Genomic DNA, 16,447 nt, shown 5'->3' with positions numbered 1-16,447 from the left:
GAAGACAGTGCCGCCGCAGGCCGCAGAGGAGGGAGGAGCGTCGCCTCGCCAGGGAAGTGGAAATGGACCAGCAAACGCAATTGTTTCCCGTGCTCGTCTGTGTTCTGGGCATTGCCGGAATTGTCGTCTGGCATCTGCTGGGCAGGGCGCGCCCCACGGCGCGGTTGGTCGTGCAGATCGCCTTCTTCGCATCGATGACGGTGGTGCTCGCCTGTAGCGGTCTCAATCCGTTTCGCTACGACCGGACCGATCTCGACGGTGTTCAGACACTGTTCGTTGCGGCAAAGACGCTCTGGTGGGTTCATCTCTCCTGGGCGGGGATCGGGTTCGTCCGGCTTTACCTTGTCCTCGACGGCCGACCGCGGGAAGCGCGACTGATCCAGGATCTGGTCGTGGCCGTCGTCTATCTCGGCGTGCTACTTTCTATCCTGGCATTCGTCTTCGGCGTGCCGATAGGAGGCTTGCTCGCCACCTCGGGCGTCATTGCGATCATTCTCGGTCTCGCGTTGCAGAGCACTTTGGGTGACGTCTTTTCGGGCATAGCGCTGACCCTCGGTCGCCCTTATGTCCTTGGTGACTGGATCTGTCTCAGCGACGGAACGGAAGGCCGGGTGGTTTCAAGCAACTGGCGGTCGACGCATCTGCTGACCGCAGCCCACAATCTTGTCGTCCTGCCCAACAGCGTGCTGGCAATGGTGGGGTTGACCAACATCAGCCAGCCCGACGAGAACCACCAGATCATCGTCTCGGTTCGCGTGGTCCCGACCCGCATGCCGCGCATGATCGTCGACGTGATGCATGCCGTTCTCGACAGTTGCAACGCGATCGTGAAGCAGCCGCCTCCGACCGTCGGCCTTGTGGGGATCGATGCCAGCGCCATCACGGTGGAACTCCAGTTTCGGGTCACCGGCCCGGCACAGCGCGGCCCGGCGCGCAACGAGATCATCGACCTGGTCTACCGGCATTGCAGGGCAAACGGGGTGCAACTGGCTCTACCGCCCGAAAGCACGCTCATGCAAAGCCATGGCAGATCCGACCTGCAGCATGCCGCCGCGCCGGCGCAGGACCTGATCGACGCGATCCCGATCTTCTCCAATCTCAGCCAGGAGGAACGCAATACGCTTGCGGTCGCGGCAACGCCGCGCAGCTTTGCCGCTGGGGCCGAAATTGTCAGAGAAGGCCGGTCGCTCGAAAGCCTGATGATGATCAAGAACGGCGTTGTGGCGATGAAGAGCGGCGATGTGGAAGTTGCGCGCCTCGCCCCCGGTGATTTCTTCGGCGAGGACGGCCTGTTGGCGGGAGTGAAGGAGAAACACGACCTTCATGCCGTCACCCGCCTCGCCGTCTATGAAATCGATCAGGCAGCCTTCGCGCCGCTCTTGGCGCAGCGCCCGGAAATTGCGGAGGATCTGGCAATCCACCTGGCGCAACGCGAAGCGATCGGAGCAAGTGCGCAACTGCCTGCGAACCAGCGCGAGCGGCGCAAGCTCGACCTCCTTCATGCGATCCGATCCATCTTTCGAAGCCAGCTTGAAAGCGCGAACGGCTGAAGCGGAGACGTGGCGGTTTGCACGCGGACGATCTCTGCCGAGACGAAATCGCCGCTGCGGCAAACCTACGTATATCTGTTTCTCTCCGGAGGCCGGCCATAGGATCCGACGCATTGCCAACAACGTGAATGGAGGAGAAATCCATGCGAAAACTAGCGATTGGCTTGTTGTTTGCGACGCTGATCACCGGACCGGTAGCCGCCTCCGACGAGCCCTATAATGCCAAGGTTACCGTGGTGTTCGACCACGCCCTTCCGAATGTGCCGGGCAAGAGCATGCGCGGCGTTCTGGTCGAGTACGGCCCAGGCGGCCATAACCCGTCGCACACCCACCCCAAGAGCGCTTTTATCTATGCAACGGTGATCGAGGGCAGCATCAAGAGCCAGATCAACGACGGTGCGGTGAAAGTCTACAAGACCGGCGAGAACTGGATCGAGGTCCCGGGCGACCATCACCGCGTCAGCGCGAACGCCAGCGACAGCGAGCCGGCGAAGATCCTGGCCGTTTTCGTTCTCGATACGACCGAGACGAAGATGGTGCTGCCCGCGAAGTGAACCCCGTCTTTCCATTCAAACACCGCGATCCATAGACAAGCTGCAAGGAGCAGAACCATGAAAATCGTCATTATCGGCGGCACCGGCCGCATCGGCTCAAAAGTTGCAGAGCGCCTCAGAAGCAAGGGCCACGACGTTGTTCAATCGGCGCCGTCCACGGGCGTCGATACGCTGACGGGTGAGGGGTTGGCCGAGGTGCTGGCCGGCGCCCAGGTGGTGCTCGACGTCAGCAACTCGCCATCCTTCGAACCGAGTGCCGTTCTTTCGTTCTTCGAGCGGTCGACCGCAAACCTCATTGCGGCGGAGCGGGCGGCCGGTGTCGGCCACCACGTCGCGCTTTCCATCGTCGGTATCGAACGGTCGCCCGACAATGGCTATTTCCGCGCCAAGGTCGCGCAGGAGAACCTGGTCAAGAAGGGCGGCGTTCCGTACACCATCGTCAGGTCGACGCAGTTCCTGGAGTTTCTCGGCGGCATCGCCGATGAGGCAACGGTCGACAAGACCATCACGGTCTCATCCGGCGCGTTCCAGCCGATCGCCGCAGACGACGTCGCGACCCTTGTCGCAGAAGCGACGATCGGCAAGGCTGAAAACCAGACGATCGAAATCGCCGGCCCAGAAAAGAAGCCCATGAGCGATTTCATTTCCGAGTATCTGGCGGCTACCGGCGATAGCCGCAAGGTTGTCGTCGACCCGGACGCCAAGTACTTCGGCGCGCGCGTCGACGATCAGGCTCTGGTTCCTCTTGGATCCGCCAAGCTGGGCAAACTCGACTTCAGGACATGGAATACCCAACAACCTCAGGCGGCAGCCTGAGATCTTTCCGTCGGGGGCGGTGTGGTGACGAGACGCAACGCCGCCGACACCTTCGTCTCCGGCGGCCACGCGCTCGACGCGAAGGAAGAAGCCAAGGTTAACGAGCCGCATCGTTGTCGAGCATGGTAGAAATGGCAGCCGGGGGTCGGTTCGAAGCTCGCAGACCCGATGTTCGACAGAACCCCGCCCGTGCCGGCAAAGTGCCGGTATCATGATATGCATGCCAGGTTGCTTCGACGAACAGGAAACGGTCGGGAGACCGGGCCATGGCCAATTTTTCAATCGAACCCGCCGCGTCTCGCGACCCGCTTTCACTTGTGGTGGGTGCAACGGCCTGCCAGGTGATCGGGGGCCTCGTTCCGCAGATGTCGCCCTTTGTGGTCGCGGGACTGATTGACGGTCTTGCGCTGTCCGAACGCGACGCCGGCATCATCGCCTCGGTCGAACTCCTGGCGCTGGCCGTTACCGCGATCCTCGTCGCGCCAGTGCTGCCGCGTCTCTCGAGCCGGCGCACCGTGATGTCTGCGCTCGTCGTGACCGTGGCGGCACAAGCCGCCTCTGTCGTATCGGACGGATGGACTTCTCTGGTCTTTTTGCGCAGCATTGCGGGCATCGGCGAGGGAGCGCTCTATGCCATGTCGCTTAGCCTTGTCGCGTCGCATTGCCGCAATCCCGAGAGGACCTTCGGTCTGTTCCAACTCGTCTGGGCAATCGGCAGTGTGGCGCTGTTTGGCATCGGCGGCGAGGTGACGGCAACCTATGGTCACCGAGGGATCTTTGCACTGCTGGCGGGGTTGACGCTGGCGCTCTCGCCATTTCTTCTTCTCATACCGGATCTTAAGACCCTTAAGCATCCCGTCACCCGGGCGCCACCGGCTGTGCCGCTCTTCGGAAGCCTGCTGTTTGCGGCGATCGTTCTTTACGTCGCGGTCTCCGCCGGTCTCTTTGCCTTCAGCGGACCGATGGGCGAACGCATCGGTCTGGACACGGCCGCGGTCGGATACATCCTCCTTGTCTCGACCTTGGTTGGGCTTGCCGGGGCAGGCGCGGCGACGGCACTGAACGTTCGCTGGGGACGAACGATCCCGATCTCGGCATTCTGCCTTGGCTACGTGGTGGTAGCGCTCGTCCTTTGTCTCTGGGAAAATGCGGTTGCCTACAGTGTTGCGGTCGTCGTCTCCGCCGTCCTTTACTATTTTTCGCTGCCGTATCTTTTCGGCCTGGCCGCAGCGCTGGACCAGAGCGGGCGCTGGGCGGCCGCAGCCGGGTCGGCGTACCTGCTCGGATTTGCCGCCGGACCAGTCTTTACGGGGGCCGTAATTGCAGCTTCGGGCTATGCAAGCCTTGCAGCGGTGTGCGTCGCCATGACGATCGCTGCCTGGGCCCTTGCCGTGTCCGTCGTCGCCCGCGCCTTCAATGGGCGTCGCCTAGTCGGCCGCCTCCCCAATTCGCCGGCTTAGGCTGACATCCCTAGTTCGACGAGGCGACGGGCAGGGCGAAGGCGACCGTCGCGCCCGATATCTCGTTGTTGGCCACCCATAGCTTCCCGCCATGCGCCTCCACGATCGATCGACAGATCGGCAGTCCCATGCCCATGCCGTTGCCCTTCGTCGTGAAGAACGGTTCGAAGACGCGCTCCGGATCCTTGAAACCGCTTCCGGTGTCCTCAACCGAGATCCGGATGGTGTCGGGGTGATCGTGGCTCGACGCGATCTTTAGCGAGCGCAATGGGTTCGTGGTGTCCATCGCCTGGATGCCGTTGCGGATGAGGTTTACCAGGACCTGCTGCACCTGCACCCTATCGAGCGCCACCTTGGGAAGATGTTGGTCCAGGACCAGGTCGATGCGGGTCGTCGTTGCAGCGATCTCGTCTGACATCAGATCGAGCACCTCGTAGACGAGGCGGTTCACATCTTCGACCGACCGTGACTGCGGCTGGTGTTTGAACAGCGCACGGATGCGGTTGACGACTTCGACGGCGGCCGCAACGTCCACTGTGATGCGCTCTGCTGCGCGCTTGCCGCGCTCCACGTTCGCAGGATCGGCCGAAAGCCAGCGCAGGCATGCGTCAGCGTCGGCAGCGATTGCTGCCAGCGGCTGATTGACCTCGTGCGCGATTGAAGCGGAAAGCTGCGATAGATTGGCCGCCTGGGTCGCCCGCGAAAGCTTCTCGGCCGAACGGCGCAAGGCGGCCGTCGTTTGCACCTGATCCTCGATGTCGTGGCAAAGACCGAACCACTGAACGATGTTGCCGTCCTGATCCCGCATGGGCTCGGCACGGCCGGACATCCAGCGATAGGCACCATCTGCTCGAAGCAACCGGTACCGCATCGAAAATCTCTCCCCGGTCGCAAGGCAGCGGGTGAGTTCGGTATAAACGGCGTCCGCGTCGTCGGGATGGAAAATCGTATCCATGACGGATGCAACGTCGCTCACGTTTGAGAGATCAAGACCCAGATAGTCCGCCATGCGCCGGTTGACGAGCGTCGTGGTGCCATCAGGTGTCAGGCGCCATAGATTGCTCGGAACCATGTCGACAAGCAGGGATAGCTCAATCGAGCGAGCACGAAGGCTCTCTTCGGCTTCCTTCTGGTGCTCGATATCGATGGTCTGCCCATGCCAGACCGCGACACGACCGTGTGCGTCCTTCGTCGCTCTGCCCGACGCGCGAAACCAGCGAAACGAGCCGTCCACGCCGCGCAGACGGTGAGCGCTGTCAAGCGGCTCGCCCGTCTCCATGCTCCGCCGCCAGGTGGTCGTCGCAAAACGCTGATCGTCCTTGTGGATGCGTTCAAGCCACGCACCGTGGTCTTGCAGGCCATTGCCGAAATAGGCGTCCATGCTCCGGTTGCGATAGATGAACCGGCCGCCCGGATCCATCGACCACATGTGGCCCGGTACGTTGTCGAGAAGATCGAGCGCGAACTCGGCGTTGCTGCGAGCATCTTCGCGGAAGGGGGCCTCCTTCCTCAGTCCATCGTCGTTGGACATATGCCGCTCCGCAGAAGACAACGGTCAACAAAGGGACTTCACGCCGAAGCTCGGCGGTGGACCGGCAGAGCCTTGGTGAATGAGTGGCCGCATTATATCTCGAAGGCCCTCGTTTTCAATCTGACGCGCTGCATACGGACGGCCGGCGGTCGGCGGCGCATAAACGGATGTATAGCTGCCGCAGGCGGTGCACGTTCGGCATGATGGCAAACGACCATATCGGTCGGATATGTCAGGCGGAGGACGTAGTACCATGATCCAGCGGTTCAATTACTCCAAGCTTTCGCCCGGCATGGTCAAAGCCATGATGGCGCTCGGCAACGAGATCAGGAATGGCTCGATCGAAGAGACGATACTGATCCTCGTCGACATGCGGGCGTCCCAGATGAACGGATGTGCGTTCTGCATCGATATGCATGCCAAGGAAGCGATCATCCATGGCGAGCGGCCACTGCGTCTGTTCCATATTTCGGCCTGGCGTGAGTCCACCTTGTTCTCGCCGCGAGAACGGGCCGCGCTGGCTTGGACCGAGGCGCTGACGAAACTCGCCGACGGTGGCGTTTCCGATGAAATCTACGAGCGGGTGAGCGGTCAACTGTCCGAGCAGGAGATTTCCGATCTCACGTTCCGGATCATGGCGATCAATGCCTGGAACCGCATGAGTGTCGCGGCCCGCACCGTACCTGGTTCCGCCGACAAGGCTTACGGGTTGGACAAGGCGGGTCTCTAGATGGATTTCTGTCGGGCAATGGCAGTGCTCCTCGCGCTTGTCTGCCTTGCCGGCTGCGCCGCGCAGCGCGCGGCGGTTGTGACCGCGTCTTCGGCAAATGAGAGCGCGCAGACCGTCCGATCGCAACCAAGCTCCGCAACCTCGAACCTCCTCTACATCACGGACCGTGCCCCCGTAATCGCTTCCGGCAATTCGCTGTCCTATGGTTCCGAGCGAGCAATATTCTTAAGCTTCGGTACGGTGTCGATCGCTGCCAAACGCAGTACAGGTACCGGCAAAAATGCGCTGCGTGTCGGCGCCGTTTCCGAGACCGGCCGGTTTCCGGCAACGCCCTACGGCGTCGTTGCGACGGCGAACGGCCTACGCCGCACGCCGCAGGCGGTGGCGGCGCACGAACGGGCCGTCGCATCGCTGCGGGTCGAAATTGGACGGCGTCTCGCTACGGCTGAGCGCAAGGAAGTCGTCGTCTTCATTCACGGGTACAACAACACCTTCGAAGACGCCGCACTCGCCACCGACGAGATTTGCCGATCGCTGCAATACCAGTTTGTCTGCATTGTGCTTACCTGGCCCGCAGGAGGCGCCGGCGGCTCGTTCTTTGGCTATAACATTGACCGTGAGTCGAGCGAATTTGCGGTTGCGGACTTCAAAAAGGCCGTTCGTGTCATCGCGGGAACGAAGGGTGTCGAGAGGCTTCACCTCGTGGCTCATAGCCGCGGAACCGATGTGCTGGCGACCGTCGTTCAGCAGCTTGCCATCGAAGCGTATGTCAGCCGATCCTCGCTTTGGCAGCGTTACAAGATCGCCAATGCTGTGTTTTTCGCTCCCGATATCGATCTCGACGTCGCGTCTTCCAAGTTGTTTGCTTGGGTCTCTGACCCAGACCTTGCCTTTGGAAGCAAATCCACCCCAAATGTATTGCCCTCTCAAGGCTCCATGCACCTTACGGTCTATTCTTCCCCGAAGGATGAGGCGTTGAAAGCCTCGACGCTGATCTCCGGCAGCGCCTTGCGGCTTGGTCAGCTTGCTGTCGGCAACCTTCCCCGTGACAGGAGCGAGGCAGCGTCCAAATGGGCAGGATCGCACATGGGAGGGCTGGTCGATTTCGTCGAGTATTCCGGCGGCAGCGGCTTTATCGGCCACAGCTACTTCCTGTCCGACGACACGATCAAGGCAGACTTGATCGCGCTTATTCGTGACCGAGCGAAGGCCGGCGATCCTGGACGCCAGCTTGTCGAAATCAAGCGCCCTTTCTGGCGGACTTCGGATACTGGACAAGCTGCGCGCTAGTCGTTGGCTGCTCCGAATCTTTTGGAGCTGTGCAGCGTCGTTCGCTTTAGCGACGTTCCTGTTTTGCTTCACCCGTATCGCATAATGTATCGAGCGGAACGGGCTAGGCCGACTGCTTCGATGTAGTCGCTAATGCCTCGATCATTAGAACAAGTCGCTGAAGGTCATCGCTTTTCAACGCCTTGAGCGCAACGGCGATACGACAACGCCAGCGAGCAGGTCCGGATCTTCGATCGCCGCATGATCGGATTCTCCACCCCACTCCAGACCGTTCGATGCAAGCCGGGGCGAAAGCGAGCTTCCATAAGAGTGTCGACGGCGGCTTCCGGCGGGGCACCGATGTAATCAAGGCGCTCGCGCTGGGTGCGCGCTTCGTTTTTGTCGGGCGGCCTTTCCTCTACGCTGCGGTCGCCGCCGGCTCTTCAGGGATTCTCAAAGCCATCGACATCCTGAAATCCGAAATCCATCAGGACATGGCGCTCCTCGGAGCCGTGTCTCTAGACGACATTGATGATGGTTTCGTCGTTCGCCGTGATCGCCGCTGAGCGGGGAAGGATTCTGAGCCGAGACCTGGCTGGTCTCAATGACGGGGTGTGAGGTTCGAGTCCGCTAACGCCAGAGCCATCGGGACCGTCGATCACTGCCACCATTTCAGATACCGCAATAAAATCGAAACTATTGGCGCAATTGTGAGCGCCCCACGCCTGCGGCAGTATCAGGCCGTCAGACGAATTCAGTGTCGCCTGACGCCTCAACGAAGAAGCCGCAGGCAACCGAAATGACCCAGACCTTTTCTTCCATGACACGCAGGAGCGCACTTCTTTCCGCCGGAGCCGCCGTCGCAGCCATGGCGATTTCGCCGTCTCTCAGTCTAGCAGCCGAGGCTGTATCAACATCCCGCTCAATCGAAGGAACCAAGACAATGGCATTTGTAACCACCAAGGACGGCGTCGAAATATTCTACAAGGACTGGGGTCCGAAGGACGCTCAGCCGATCGTCTTCCACCACGGTTGGCCGCTGTCGTCGGACGATTGGGATGCCCAGATGCTGTTTTTCCTGTCGAAGGGTTATCGCGTCGTCGCCCATGACCGCCGTGGTCACGGACGTTCCGCCCAGGTTTCCGACGGCCATGATATGGAGCACTACGCCGCGGATGCTTTCGCCGTCGTCGAAGCGCTCGATCTTAAGAATGCCGTCCACATCGGTCACTCGACGGGTGGTGGCGAGGTCGCCCGCTATGTCGCCAAGCACGGCCAGCCGAGCGGTCGCGTCGCCAAGGCGGTTCTTGTTTCCGCCGTACCTCCACTGATGCTGAAGACGGAAGCCAATCCTGAAGGCCTGCCGATGGAAGTCTTCGACGGTTTCCGTTCGGCGCTTGCTGCCAACCGCGCGCAGTTCTTCCGTGACGTTCCGGCCGGCCCGTTCTACGGCTTCAACCGGGATGGTGCCAAAGTCCAGGAAGGCGTGATCCAGAATTGGTGGCGCCAGGGCATGATGGGCGGCGCGAAGGCCCATTACGACGGCATCAAGGCTTTCTCCGAAACCGACCAGACGGAAGACTTGAAGGCCAACACCGTGCCGACGCTGGTCCTGCATGGCGAAGACGACCAGATCGTGCCGATCGCAGACTCCGCAATGAAGTCTTCCAAGCTCCTGAAGAATGGCACGCTCAAGACCTATCCCGGTTTCTCGCACGGCATGCTGACCGTCAATGCAGATGTCCTCAATTCCGATCTCCTCGCCTTCGTGAAGGCCTGATCGCTCCGGCGGCGGGTGCGGCCTCCCATGCATCCGTCGCCGCAATGAACCACGAGTGCCTACTCGGCGCGAGCCACCATTCAATGCAAGGACGCTATCATGACGAACAGCAACCCGTCCAAGAAAGTAGAGAACCATGGCGTCGCTTGGGAGCGCGCCTTCGGATACGTTCAGGCCGTGCAGGTCAAGGACACCATCTATGTCTCGGGCCAGTTGAGCCACGATGACGACGGCAATCTTGTCGCTCCGGCGGAACTCGATGAGGATAAGCGGCCTGCGGACTTCTCGCAGATGGAGAGCCAGATCCGCCAGTCCTACGTCAACGCAAAGACCTTGCTCGCCAGATATGGTGCCACCCTCGATGATGTCGTTGAAGAGACATTGTACGTGCTTGATGTTCCCAGTGCGTTTGTGGCTGGATCCAAGGTCCGCAAGGAAATGTACGGCACCGATGTGCCTCAGTGCGCCAGCAACCTGATCGGGGTTTCGGCGCTGGCTTTCCCCGAGCAGATCGTCGAGATCGCGTTCCGGGCAGTCATCAATCGACCCGCCGATTGATCGGGCGGCAGCCACTCCATGAACCGCCGGAGGCGATGAGCCTCCGGCGGCAAACTCGTTGAAACGGTTGACACGATGGCAAATACACCGGCCGCCAAGGCGCCCGCACCTGCTACCATGGACCTTACCCCTGACCTCGTCGCCAAGACCATCAGAATTGTAGAAGACGAGGGACCGGAACCCAATTGGAGTCCGATCACGCCCGAGCAGCTCAACGACCTCGTCAGCAGGGTTGAGGCAGAGGCCGGTGACGAGGAGATATGGGTGTTCGCCTACGGTTCCTTGATGTGGAACCCGGGTTTCGAGGTGACTGCCAGCGAAGAGGCCGTCGCTTACGGCTGGCACCGTGCGTTCTCGTTGAGGATTGAGCGGCTCAGGGCCACCTCCGACGCGCCCGGCCTCATGCTCGCACTTCGGCCAGGAGGAAGCTGTTCGGGTCTTGTCCTCAAGCTTCCGTGCACGACCAAGAGGGAGAACTTGCGCACTCTTCTGGCGCGAGAGCTTCGATATGCCGAAGTGTGCGGCATGGTGCGGTGGGTTGCGGTCAAGACGCCGACGGGTGTGCGGCGGGCGCTCACGTTCTGGGCGAGCGGCAGGCAATCTACGCTCACGCAGAAGATCCCCCTCGATGAGGCGGCAGGGTTGATCGCCCAGGCATGTGGACCTGCCGGATCTTGCGCGGAGTACCTGCACCGGACGGTTTCAGATCTGGCGGATCGCAAAATCTATGATCGAAACCTATGGAAGCTACAGCAAATAGTCGCACATAGGCTTCGAGCACTCCAATTGCATGATCAAATCTGAAACGCGCGTGCCAGATCACGGTGACCGGCATTTGCGTGCGTCAGTCCAACATGACCATCTTTGCTGCGACCTGATCTTCGAAGAACTTGGAGAACGACGCAATCCTTGGCGGGAGGGCTTGGTAGGGCGGATAGAACAGCGTCAGCCACAGGTCCGGCGGCGACCATCCCTTGAAGACGTGGACAAGGCGACCGCTGCTGATGTGATCGGCGATGTTGAAACCTGGAAGCAACGCGACACCCGCGCCGTCGGCGGCCATGTCCGCCAGAACCTCTCCGCTGTTCGCGCTGAAGGCTCGACCTGCCGAAATCGTGATGCTTGAGCCACCGTCCGACAGCACCCAGTTCTCGCGCCGGCTTTCGCCGCTGTAGGCGAGGCAGTCATCGGGCGTGAGTTCGTTCGGGTGCTGCATCTCGACGAATCTGCTTCCGGGAGCGGCAACCAGGATGCGCGGCACCACCCGGATTTTCCGCCAGATCGTGAACTTGTCCGAAGGCTGCGACGAGATGCGGATCGCCAGATCGTAGTCGTCGTCGACGATGTTCACCAATCCATCTGACAGCGAGATCTCGAAGCTCATCTTCGGAAAGTGTTCCTTGAACCCAGCCAGGATCGGCGGCAGCACTGTCTTGCCGAACCATGTCGGCGCGCTGATACGCAGCCGGCCCTCGTCCGACTTGTGCGCGTTCATCACTTCGCGCCGTGCGTCCTCCAGAGTCTTGAACGCTGGCTGGATCTGCGCCGCAAAGATCGCGCCGTCGGTTGTCAGCGATACCTGTCGCGTCGTCCGTACGAAGAGCTGCACGCCAAGTTCCGCCTCAAGCGCGGCGATCGCCCGTGTGACGGCTGCTGGCGTCATGTCCAGTTCGCGGGCGACCTGGGCAAAGTTCCGCTTCTCAGCGGCGAGCAGAAAGGTTCGGAGAGCTTTGTAATCGTTCATCTCATTGTTTCGTAAATTGCAATTCAATCGAAAGGAATATTGCAATTCTGGCCGGCCATCAACGGGGCTACATTCTTATCAACACCGGAACACACCGAGAGGCTTCAGGATGATCAAGGACATCAAGGGACTGCACCACGTGACTTCGATGGCATCGGACGCGCGGCAGAACAACCGCTTCTTCACCGGCACGCTCGGTCTTCGTCGCGTCAAGCAGACGGTTAACTTCGACGACCCGAGCGTCTACCACCTCTACTATGGTGACGAGACGGGCTCGGCGGGATCGGTAATGACCTACTTTCCGTTCGCCAACATGATGCTTGGCCGCCCCGGTGTCGGTGAAGTCGGCGAGACTCAGTTCTCCGTTCCCGAGGGATCGCTGAAGTTCTGGCAGGATCGCTTCATAGCCCAAGGCGTGGACGGTCTGGAACGCGATACCGTTTTCGGCGCCGACCGGCTTCGCTTCATGGGACCGGACGGCGACAGCTTTGCGCTTATCGAGTTCGCTGGCGACAGCCGTGTTCCATGGCTGGCAGATGGAATTCCAGATGATGCGGCCATCCGCGGTTTCGCTGGCGCGCGCTTCAGCCTGCACGACACCGCTGCAACGGAGGAGCTGCTCGGCTTCATGGGCTACGAGCGCGCCGAGAAGGAGGGCGACGTTGCACGCTTCATCATACCCAACGGTAACGGAGCGGATACGATCGATCTGCTGGCATTGCCAAAGACCCCGTTCGCGCGACAGGGTGCAGGTTCGGTGCACCATATCGCCTTCGCCGTAGACAACCGCGAGAAGCAGCTAGAAGTGCGCAAGGCGCTGATGGACACCGGTTACCAGGTCACCCCCGTCATCGACCGCGATTATTTCTGGGCCATCTACTTCCGCACGCCGGGCGGTATCCTCTTCGAGGTCGCCACAAACGAGCCCGGATTCAACCGCGACGAGGATACAGCTCATCTAGGGGAAGCCCTTAAGCTTCCGGCCAGATACGAGGAATACCGCGAACAGATCCAGGCCAATCTCGTGCCGCTGGCGGTATAGCCGGCAGTCACCGAAAGTTTGGAATGACAGCGCCGTGATCCGAAAGGACCGCGGCGTTCTTCCTTTTCGTACATCCGCCTACCAACGACTGTTTCAAAAAACGCAATTCAATCGAAAGTCTTATTGCAATTCCTTTGATAGTGGCAGGGCGGTAAGTTTGTTTTCAGCAGCCAAGACGACGAGTGCATCGGCCCGGAACGAAGCCAGCAACACTCGAAGAACTGCAGAACGAGCGCCGCTCGACGGCGTCCGATCGACCGCTGCTGACCATTTTCTGGCACCGTACGCGGGCCGCAACCGAAGAGGAAAGAACATGTCCAAGCTTGAAGTCCTGACCCCGGCGAACAGCCAGCTCATCTTCATTGACCAGCAGCCGCAGATGGCCTTCGGTGTCCAGTCAATTGACCGCCAGACGTTGAAGAACAATGTCGTCGGCCTCGCCAAGGCCGCCAAGATCTTCGATATCCCGACCACGATCACCTCCGTCGAGACCACCTCCTTCTCCGGCCACACCTATCCCGAGCTGCTTGCCATCTTCCCGGAAAACGACATTCTCGAGCGCACGTCGATGAACTCCTGGGACGACCAGAACGTCCGTGACGCGCTGGCGAAGAATGCCTCCAACGGCCGCAAGAAGATCGTCGTCTCCGGTCTGTGGACCGAGGTCTGCAACACGACGTTTGCTCTTTCCGCTCTCCACGATGTTCCCGAGTACGAGATCTACATGGTGGCTGATGCTTCCGGCGGCACTTCCGCGGACGCGCACAAATACGCGATGGACCGGATGGTGCAGGCAGGCGTGATCCCGGTTACCTGGCAGCAGGTCCTGCTCGAATGGCAGCGCGACTGGGCACGGAAGGAAACCTACGATGCGGTCACCACGCTCGTGAAGGAGCATTCCGGCGCATACGGCATGGGCATCGACTACGCCTACACGATGGTTCATGGCGCAGAAGAGCGCGTCAAGCATGGCAAGCGCATCGGCCCGAACCCCGCAAAGTAGAGGTTGATCCAACCGCTCCGATCACACGGTCGGAGCGGCCCTTTTGCAACCGGAGATCGCCCCATGAAGCTCTACCTCCTATCGCTTGGCGCAGGCCTGCTTGTTGGCATCGTCTACAGCCTCCTCAATGTCCGCTCACCCGCGCCGCCCGTCATCGCCCTCGTTGGCCTTTTGGGCATTCTGGTCGGCGAACAAATCATCCCTTTCGCGAAATCTCTCTGGACAAGGGAGCCGGCGGCCATTTCGTGGATTCATCAGATCAAGCCGCACATGTTCGGCCATTTGCCGAAGGGCAACGACGTTGCTCGTCTGACCAAGGTTCAGGTAGAGGAGCGGAGCTAATGACGACGCGTCGATCCTTTCTTGGAGGCGCATCGAGCCTGGCGTTCTCGAACCTCTTCTCACCGGCGATAGCCGCCGATCCCAGCCAGACCGGAGTAGACACAATGCATCCCGACCTGATCCTCCACAATGGCCGCGTGACGACCCTTGACCGGACCAATCCGAATGCGACGGCGATCGCCATCAAGGACGGGCTGTTTCTGGAAGTCGGATCCGACCGCGAGATCATCGCGCTCGCAGGTTCCAACACCAGGGTCGTCGATCTCAAGGGCAAGCGTGTCCTGCCCGGTCTCATTGACAACCACACCCACGTCGTGCGCGGAGGTCTGAACTACAACATGGAGTTGCGCTGGGACGGCGTGCGCTCGCTCGCCGACGCGATGGATATGCTGAAGCGGCAAGTGGCCATCACGCCTGCGCCGCAATGGGTGCGCGTGGTCGGCGGCTTCACCGAACACCAGTTCGCCGAAAAACGCCTCCCCACCATTGAGGAAATCAACACAGTCGCGCCCGACACGCCAGTCTTCCTTCTTCATCTCTATGACCGGGCGCTGCTCAACGGCGCCGCTCTTCGTGCCGTCGGATACACCCGCGATACGCCGAACCCGCCTGGCGGGGAGATCACCCGGGACGCCAGTGGAAACCCCACGGGCATGCTTCTCGCCAAGCCGAATGCGGGTATTCTGTATTCGACACTTGCGAAGGGTCCGAAGCTTCCTCTCGACTACCAGGTCAATTCGACCCGCCACTTCATGCGCGAACTCAACCGCCTCGGCGTGACAGGTGTCATCGATGCAGGCGGCGGCTTCCAGAACTATCCTGACGACTATGAAGTCATCCAGAAGCTCTCGGACGAGAACCAGATGACGGTGCGGCTGGCCTACAACCTCTTCACCCAGAAACCGAAGGAAGAAAAGCAGGACTTCCTTAACTGGACGTCCTCGGTCAAATACAAGCAGGGCAATGACTACTTCCGCCACAACGGCGCCGGCGAGATGCTCGTCTTCTCGGCTGCCGACTTCGAGGATTTCCGCCAGCCGCGTCCGGAGATGGCCCCGGAAATGGAAGGGGAGCTTGAGGAGGTCGTCCGCGTCCTGGCGGAAAACCGCTGGCCCTGGCGTATGCACGCTACCTACGACGAGACGATCTCTCGCGCCCTCGATGTCTTCGAGAAGGTCAACAAGGACATCCCGCTCGAAGGTCTGAACTGGTTCTTCGACCACGCAGAAACGATCTCCGACCGCTCGATCGACCGGATCGCAGCCCTTGGCGGCGGTATCGCCACCCAGCACCGCATGGCCTACCAGGGCGAATACTTCGTCGAGCGCTACGGGCACGGCGTCGCGGAAGCGACACCGCCGATCAGGAAGATGCTCGACAAGGGCGTAAACGTCTCGGCTGGCACAGATGCCACCCGCGTCGCCTCCTACAATCCTTGGGTCTCATTGTCGTGGATGGTGACCGGCAAGACCGTTGGCGGCCTGCAGCTCTATCCGCGGGCCAACTGCCTCGACCGTGAAACCGCGCTGCGGATGTGGACCGAAAAGGTCACATGGTTCTCCAACGAGGAGGGCAAGAAGGGGCGCATCGAGAAGGGCCAGTTTGCCGACCTCGTGGTGCCGGACAAGGATTTCTTCTCCTGCGCCGAAGACGAGATCTCCTTCCTTGTCTCGGAGCTGACCATGGTCGGTGGCAAGATCGTCTATGGCGCGGGCGACTTTAAAGCGCTGGACGGGAACGATATCCCGCCCGCGATGCCGGACTGGTCGCCTGTCCGCAAATTCGGCGGCTATGCGGCTTGGGGGGAACCGGAAGGGGCAGGCGCTCGTTCCTTGCGCCGCACCGCGATCTCCACATGCGGATGTGCGAGCGATTGCGGCGTTCACGGCCATGACCACGCCGGAGCCTGGACATACAAGCTCCCGATCGCCGATCTCAAAGGTTTCTTCGGCGCTCTCGGCTGCTCCTGCTGGGCAGTCTGAGCAAACGTCAGCTCGGGTGACCTGGTCACCCGAGCGTCACTCGATAATTGCATATTCGGCAATTAAATCGAAATTATTGCTGCAAT

General features: G+C 60.7%; 16 protein-coding genes and 1 pseudogene. 14 read left to right on the top strand and 3 right to left on the bottom strand.

Annotated elements, in window-relative coordinates:
- Positions 1-62 precede the first annotated feature (62 nt).
- The 4 genes from M2267_RS12920 (at position 63) to M2267_RS12905 (ending at position 4,380) form a co-directional block, all read left to right on the top strand.
- The gene (locus tag M2267_RS12920) at positions 63-1,550 is read left to right on the top strand and encodes a cyclic nucleotide-binding domain-containing protein (protein ID WP_429114876.1); all 1,488 of its coding nucleotides are present in this window, start codon (positions 63-65) and stop codon (positions 1,548-1,550) included.
- A gap of 143 nt (positions 1,551-1,693) precedes the next feature.
- The gene (locus tag M2267_RS12915) at positions 1,694-2,104 is read left to right on the top strand and encodes a cupin domain-containing protein (RefSeq protein WP_058323728.1); all 411 of its coding nucleotides are present in this window, start codon (positions 1,694-1,696) and stop codon (positions 2,102-2,104) included.
- Positions 2,105-2,161: 57 nt separating this feature from the next.
- Positions 2,162-2,920, top strand: a complete 759-nt coding sequence (locus M2267_RS12910; RefSeq protein ID WP_429114875.1) for an SDR family oxidoreductase — start codon at positions 2,162-2,164, stop codon at positions 2,918-2,920.
- 266 nt (positions 2,921-3,186) lie between these two features.
- Positions 3,187-4,380: an MFS transporter gene (locus M2267_RS12905; RefSeq protein ID WP_429114874.1), complete on the top strand. Its 1,194-nt coding sequence runs from the start codon at positions 3,187-3,189 to the stop codon at positions 4,378-4,380.
- Between the two features lie 10 nt (positions 4,381-4,390).
- Here the strand turns inward: M2267_RS12905 and M2267_RS12900 are convergent, their stop codons facing one another.
- Positions 4,391-5,911 (bottom strand): PAS domain-containing sensor histidine kinase, encoded by a 1,521-nt coding sequence (locus M2267_RS12900; RefSeq protein ID WP_429114873.1) that lies wholly within the window; start codon positions 5,909-5,911, stop codon positions 4,391-4,393.
- A gap of 253 nt (positions 5,912-6,164) precedes the next feature.
- On the opposite strand from M2267_RS12900, the gene M2267_RS12895 reads away from it, so the two are divergent.
- From M2267_RS12895 to M2267_RS12885, 3 genes and pseudogenes are all read left to right on the top strand, one after another.
- A complete protein-coding gene (locus M2267_RS12895; protein ID WP_429114872.1) occupies positions 6,165-6,641 on the top strand; it encodes a carboxymuconolactone decarboxylase family protein in 477 nt (158 codons plus the stop codon).
- A gap of 18 nt (positions 6,642-6,659) precedes the next feature.
- A complete protein-coding gene (locus M2267_RS12890) occupies positions 6,660-7,931 on the top strand; it encodes an alpha/beta hydrolase (RefSeq protein ID WP_429114871.1) in 1,272 nt (423 codons plus the stop codon).
- 311 nt (positions 7,932-8,242) lie between these two features.
- Positions 8,243-8,476, top strand: a pseudogene (locus M2267_RS12885) (alpha-hydroxy-acid oxidizing protein); the annotation flags it as partial.
- Between the two features lie 178 nt (positions 8,477-8,654).
- Here M2267_RS12885 and M2267_RS12880 read toward each other — a convergent pair.
- Complete coding sequence (locus tag M2267_RS12880) at positions 8,655-8,780, bottom strand: hypothetical protein (RefSeq protein ID WP_256436324.1); 126 nt, start codon at positions 8,778-8,780, stop codon at positions 8,655-8,657.
- A 73-nt stretch (positions 8,781-8,853) separates the two neighbouring features.
- Here M2267_RS12880 and M2267_RS12875 point away from each other — a divergent pair, with 73 nt between their 5' ends.
- From M2267_RS12875 to M2267_RS12865, 3 genes are all read left to right on the top strand, one after another.
- On the top strand, positions 8,854-9,690 hold the full coding sequence (locus tag M2267_RS12875; RefSeq protein WP_429114870.1) for an alpha/beta fold hydrolase: 837 nt from the start codon (positions 8,854-8,856) through the stop codon (positions 9,688-9,690).
- Between the two features lie 99 nt (positions 9,691-9,789).
- Positions 9,790-10,248, top strand: a complete 459-nt coding sequence (locus tag M2267_RS12870) for a Rid family hydrolase (protein WP_429114869.1) — start codon at positions 9,790-9,792, stop codon at positions 10,246-10,248.
- A 75-nt stretch (positions 10,249-10,323) separates the two neighbouring features.
- The gene (locus M2267_RS12865; RefSeq protein ID WP_429114868.1) at positions 10,324-11,052 is read left to right on the top strand and encodes a gamma-glutamylcyclotransferase; all 729 of its coding nucleotides are present in this window, start codon (positions 10,324-10,326) and stop codon (positions 11,050-11,052) included.
- A gap of 40 nt (positions 11,053-11,092) precedes the next feature.
- Here the strand turns inward: M2267_RS12865 and M2267_RS12860 are convergent, their stop codons facing one another.
- Positions 11,093-11,992 (bottom strand): LysR family transcriptional regulator, encoded by a 900-nt coding sequence (locus M2267_RS12860; protein WP_429115107.1) that lies wholly within the window; start codon positions 11,990-11,992, stop codon positions 11,093-11,095.
- A 109-nt stretch (positions 11,993-12,101) separates the two neighbouring features.
- Between M2267_RS12860 and M2267_RS12855 the strand changes: the two genes are divergently transcribed.
- From M2267_RS12855 to M2267_RS12840, 4 genes are all read left to right on the top strand, one after another.
- Complete coding sequence (locus M2267_RS12855) at positions 12,102-13,034, top strand: VOC family protein (protein WP_429114867.1); 933 nt, start codon at positions 12,102-12,104, stop codon at positions 13,032-13,034.
- A 313-nt stretch (positions 13,035-13,347) separates the two neighbouring features.
- Positions 13,348-14,037: a hydrolase gene (locus M2267_RS12850; protein WP_429114866.1), complete on the top strand. Its 690-nt coding sequence runs from the start codon at positions 13,348-13,350 to the stop codon at positions 14,035-14,037.
- Positions 14,038-14,100: 63 nt separating this feature from the next.
- Complete coding sequence (locus M2267_RS12845; RefSeq protein WP_429114865.1) at positions 14,101-14,379, top strand: XapX domain-containing protein; 279 nt, start codon at positions 14,101-14,103, stop codon at positions 14,377-14,379.
- Entirely contained in the window at positions 14,379-16,361 is a 1,983-nt protein-coding gene (locus M2267_RS12840; RefSeq protein ID WP_429114864.1) for an amidohydrolase, read from the top strand. The genes M2267_RS12845 and M2267_RS12840 overlap by 1 nt, the downstream gene beginning before the upstream one ends.
- The last annotated feature ends 86 nt before the right edge of the window (positions 16,362-16,447 follow it).

Origin of the sequence: Ensifer sp. KUDG1 (genome assembly GCF_050434285.1) — a bacterium.
Lineage (GTDB): Bacteria > Pseudomonadota > Alphaproteobacteria > Rhizobiales > Rhizobiaceae > Ensifer.
Note: the sequence above shows the minus strand (reverse complement) of the source record. Positions and strands in the feature narration are given on the sequence as shown.

Excerpts from the sequence above, each read along its gene's own strand:
- M2267_RS12905 (WP_429114874.1), top strand. The coding sequence starts at position 3,187 with ATGGCCAATTTTTCAATCGAACCCGCCGCGTCTCGCGACCCGCTTTCA.
- M2267_RS12920 (WP_429114876.1), top strand. The coding sequence starts at position 63 with ATGGACCAGCAAACGCAATTGTTTCCCGTGCTCGTCTGTGTTCTGGGC.
- M2267_RS12880 (WP_256436324.1), bottom strand. The coding sequence starts at position 8,780 with ATGGCTGCGACGGCGGCTCCGGCGGAAAGAAGTGCGCTCCTGCGTGTC.
- M2267_RS12900 (WP_429114873.1), bottom strand. The coding sequence starts at position 5,911 with ATGTCCAACGACGATGGACTGAGGAAGGAGGCCCCCTTCCGCGAAGAT.
- M2267_RS12845 (WP_429114865.1), top strand. The coding sequence starts at position 14,101 with ATGAAGCTCTACCTCCTATCGCTTGGCGCAGGCCTGCTTGTTGGCATC.
- M2267_RS12895 (WP_429114872.1), top strand. The coding sequence starts at position 6,165 with ATGATCCAGCGGTTCAATTACTCCAAGCTTTCGCCCGGCATGGTCAAA.
- M2267_RS12910 (WP_429114875.1), top strand. The coding sequence starts at position 2,162 with ATGAAAATCGTCATTATCGGCGGCACCGGCCGCATCGGCTCAAAAGTT.
- M2267_RS12860 (WP_429115107.1), bottom strand. The coding sequence starts at position 11,992 with ATGAACGATTACAAAGCTCTCCGAACCTTTCTGCTCGCCGCTGAGAAG.
- M2267_RS12915 (WP_058323728.1), top strand. The coding sequence starts at position 1,694 with ATGCGAAAACTAGCGATTGGCTTGTTGTTTGCGACGCTGATCACCGGA.
- M2267_RS12870 (WP_429114869.1), top strand. The coding sequence starts at position 9,790 with ATGACGAACAGCAACCCGTCCAAGAAAGTAGAGAACCATGGCGTCGCT.
- M2267_RS12890 (WP_429114871.1), top strand. The coding sequence starts at position 6,660 with ATGGCAGTGCTCCTCGCGCTTGTCTGCCTTGCCGGCTGCGCCGCGCAG.
- M2267_RS12875 (WP_429114870.1), top strand. The coding sequence starts at position 8,854 with ATGGCATTTGTAACCACCAAGGACGGCGTCGAAATATTCTACAAGGAC.
- M2267_RS12865 (WP_429114868.1), top strand. The coding sequence starts at position 10,324 with ATGGCAAATACACCGGCCGCCAAGGCGCCCGCACCTGCTACCATGGAC.
- M2267_RS12840 (WP_429114864.1), top strand. The coding sequence starts at position 14,379 with ATGACGACGCGTCGATCCTTTCTTGGAGGCGCATCGAGCCTGGCGTTC.
- M2267_RS12850 (WP_429114866.1), top strand. The coding sequence starts at position 13,348 with ATGTCCAAGCTTGAAGTCCTGACCCCGGCGAACAGCCAGCTCATCTTC.
- M2267_RS12855 (WP_429114867.1), top strand. The coding sequence starts at position 12,102 with ATGATCAAGGACATCAAGGGACTGCACCACGTGACTTCGATGGCATCG.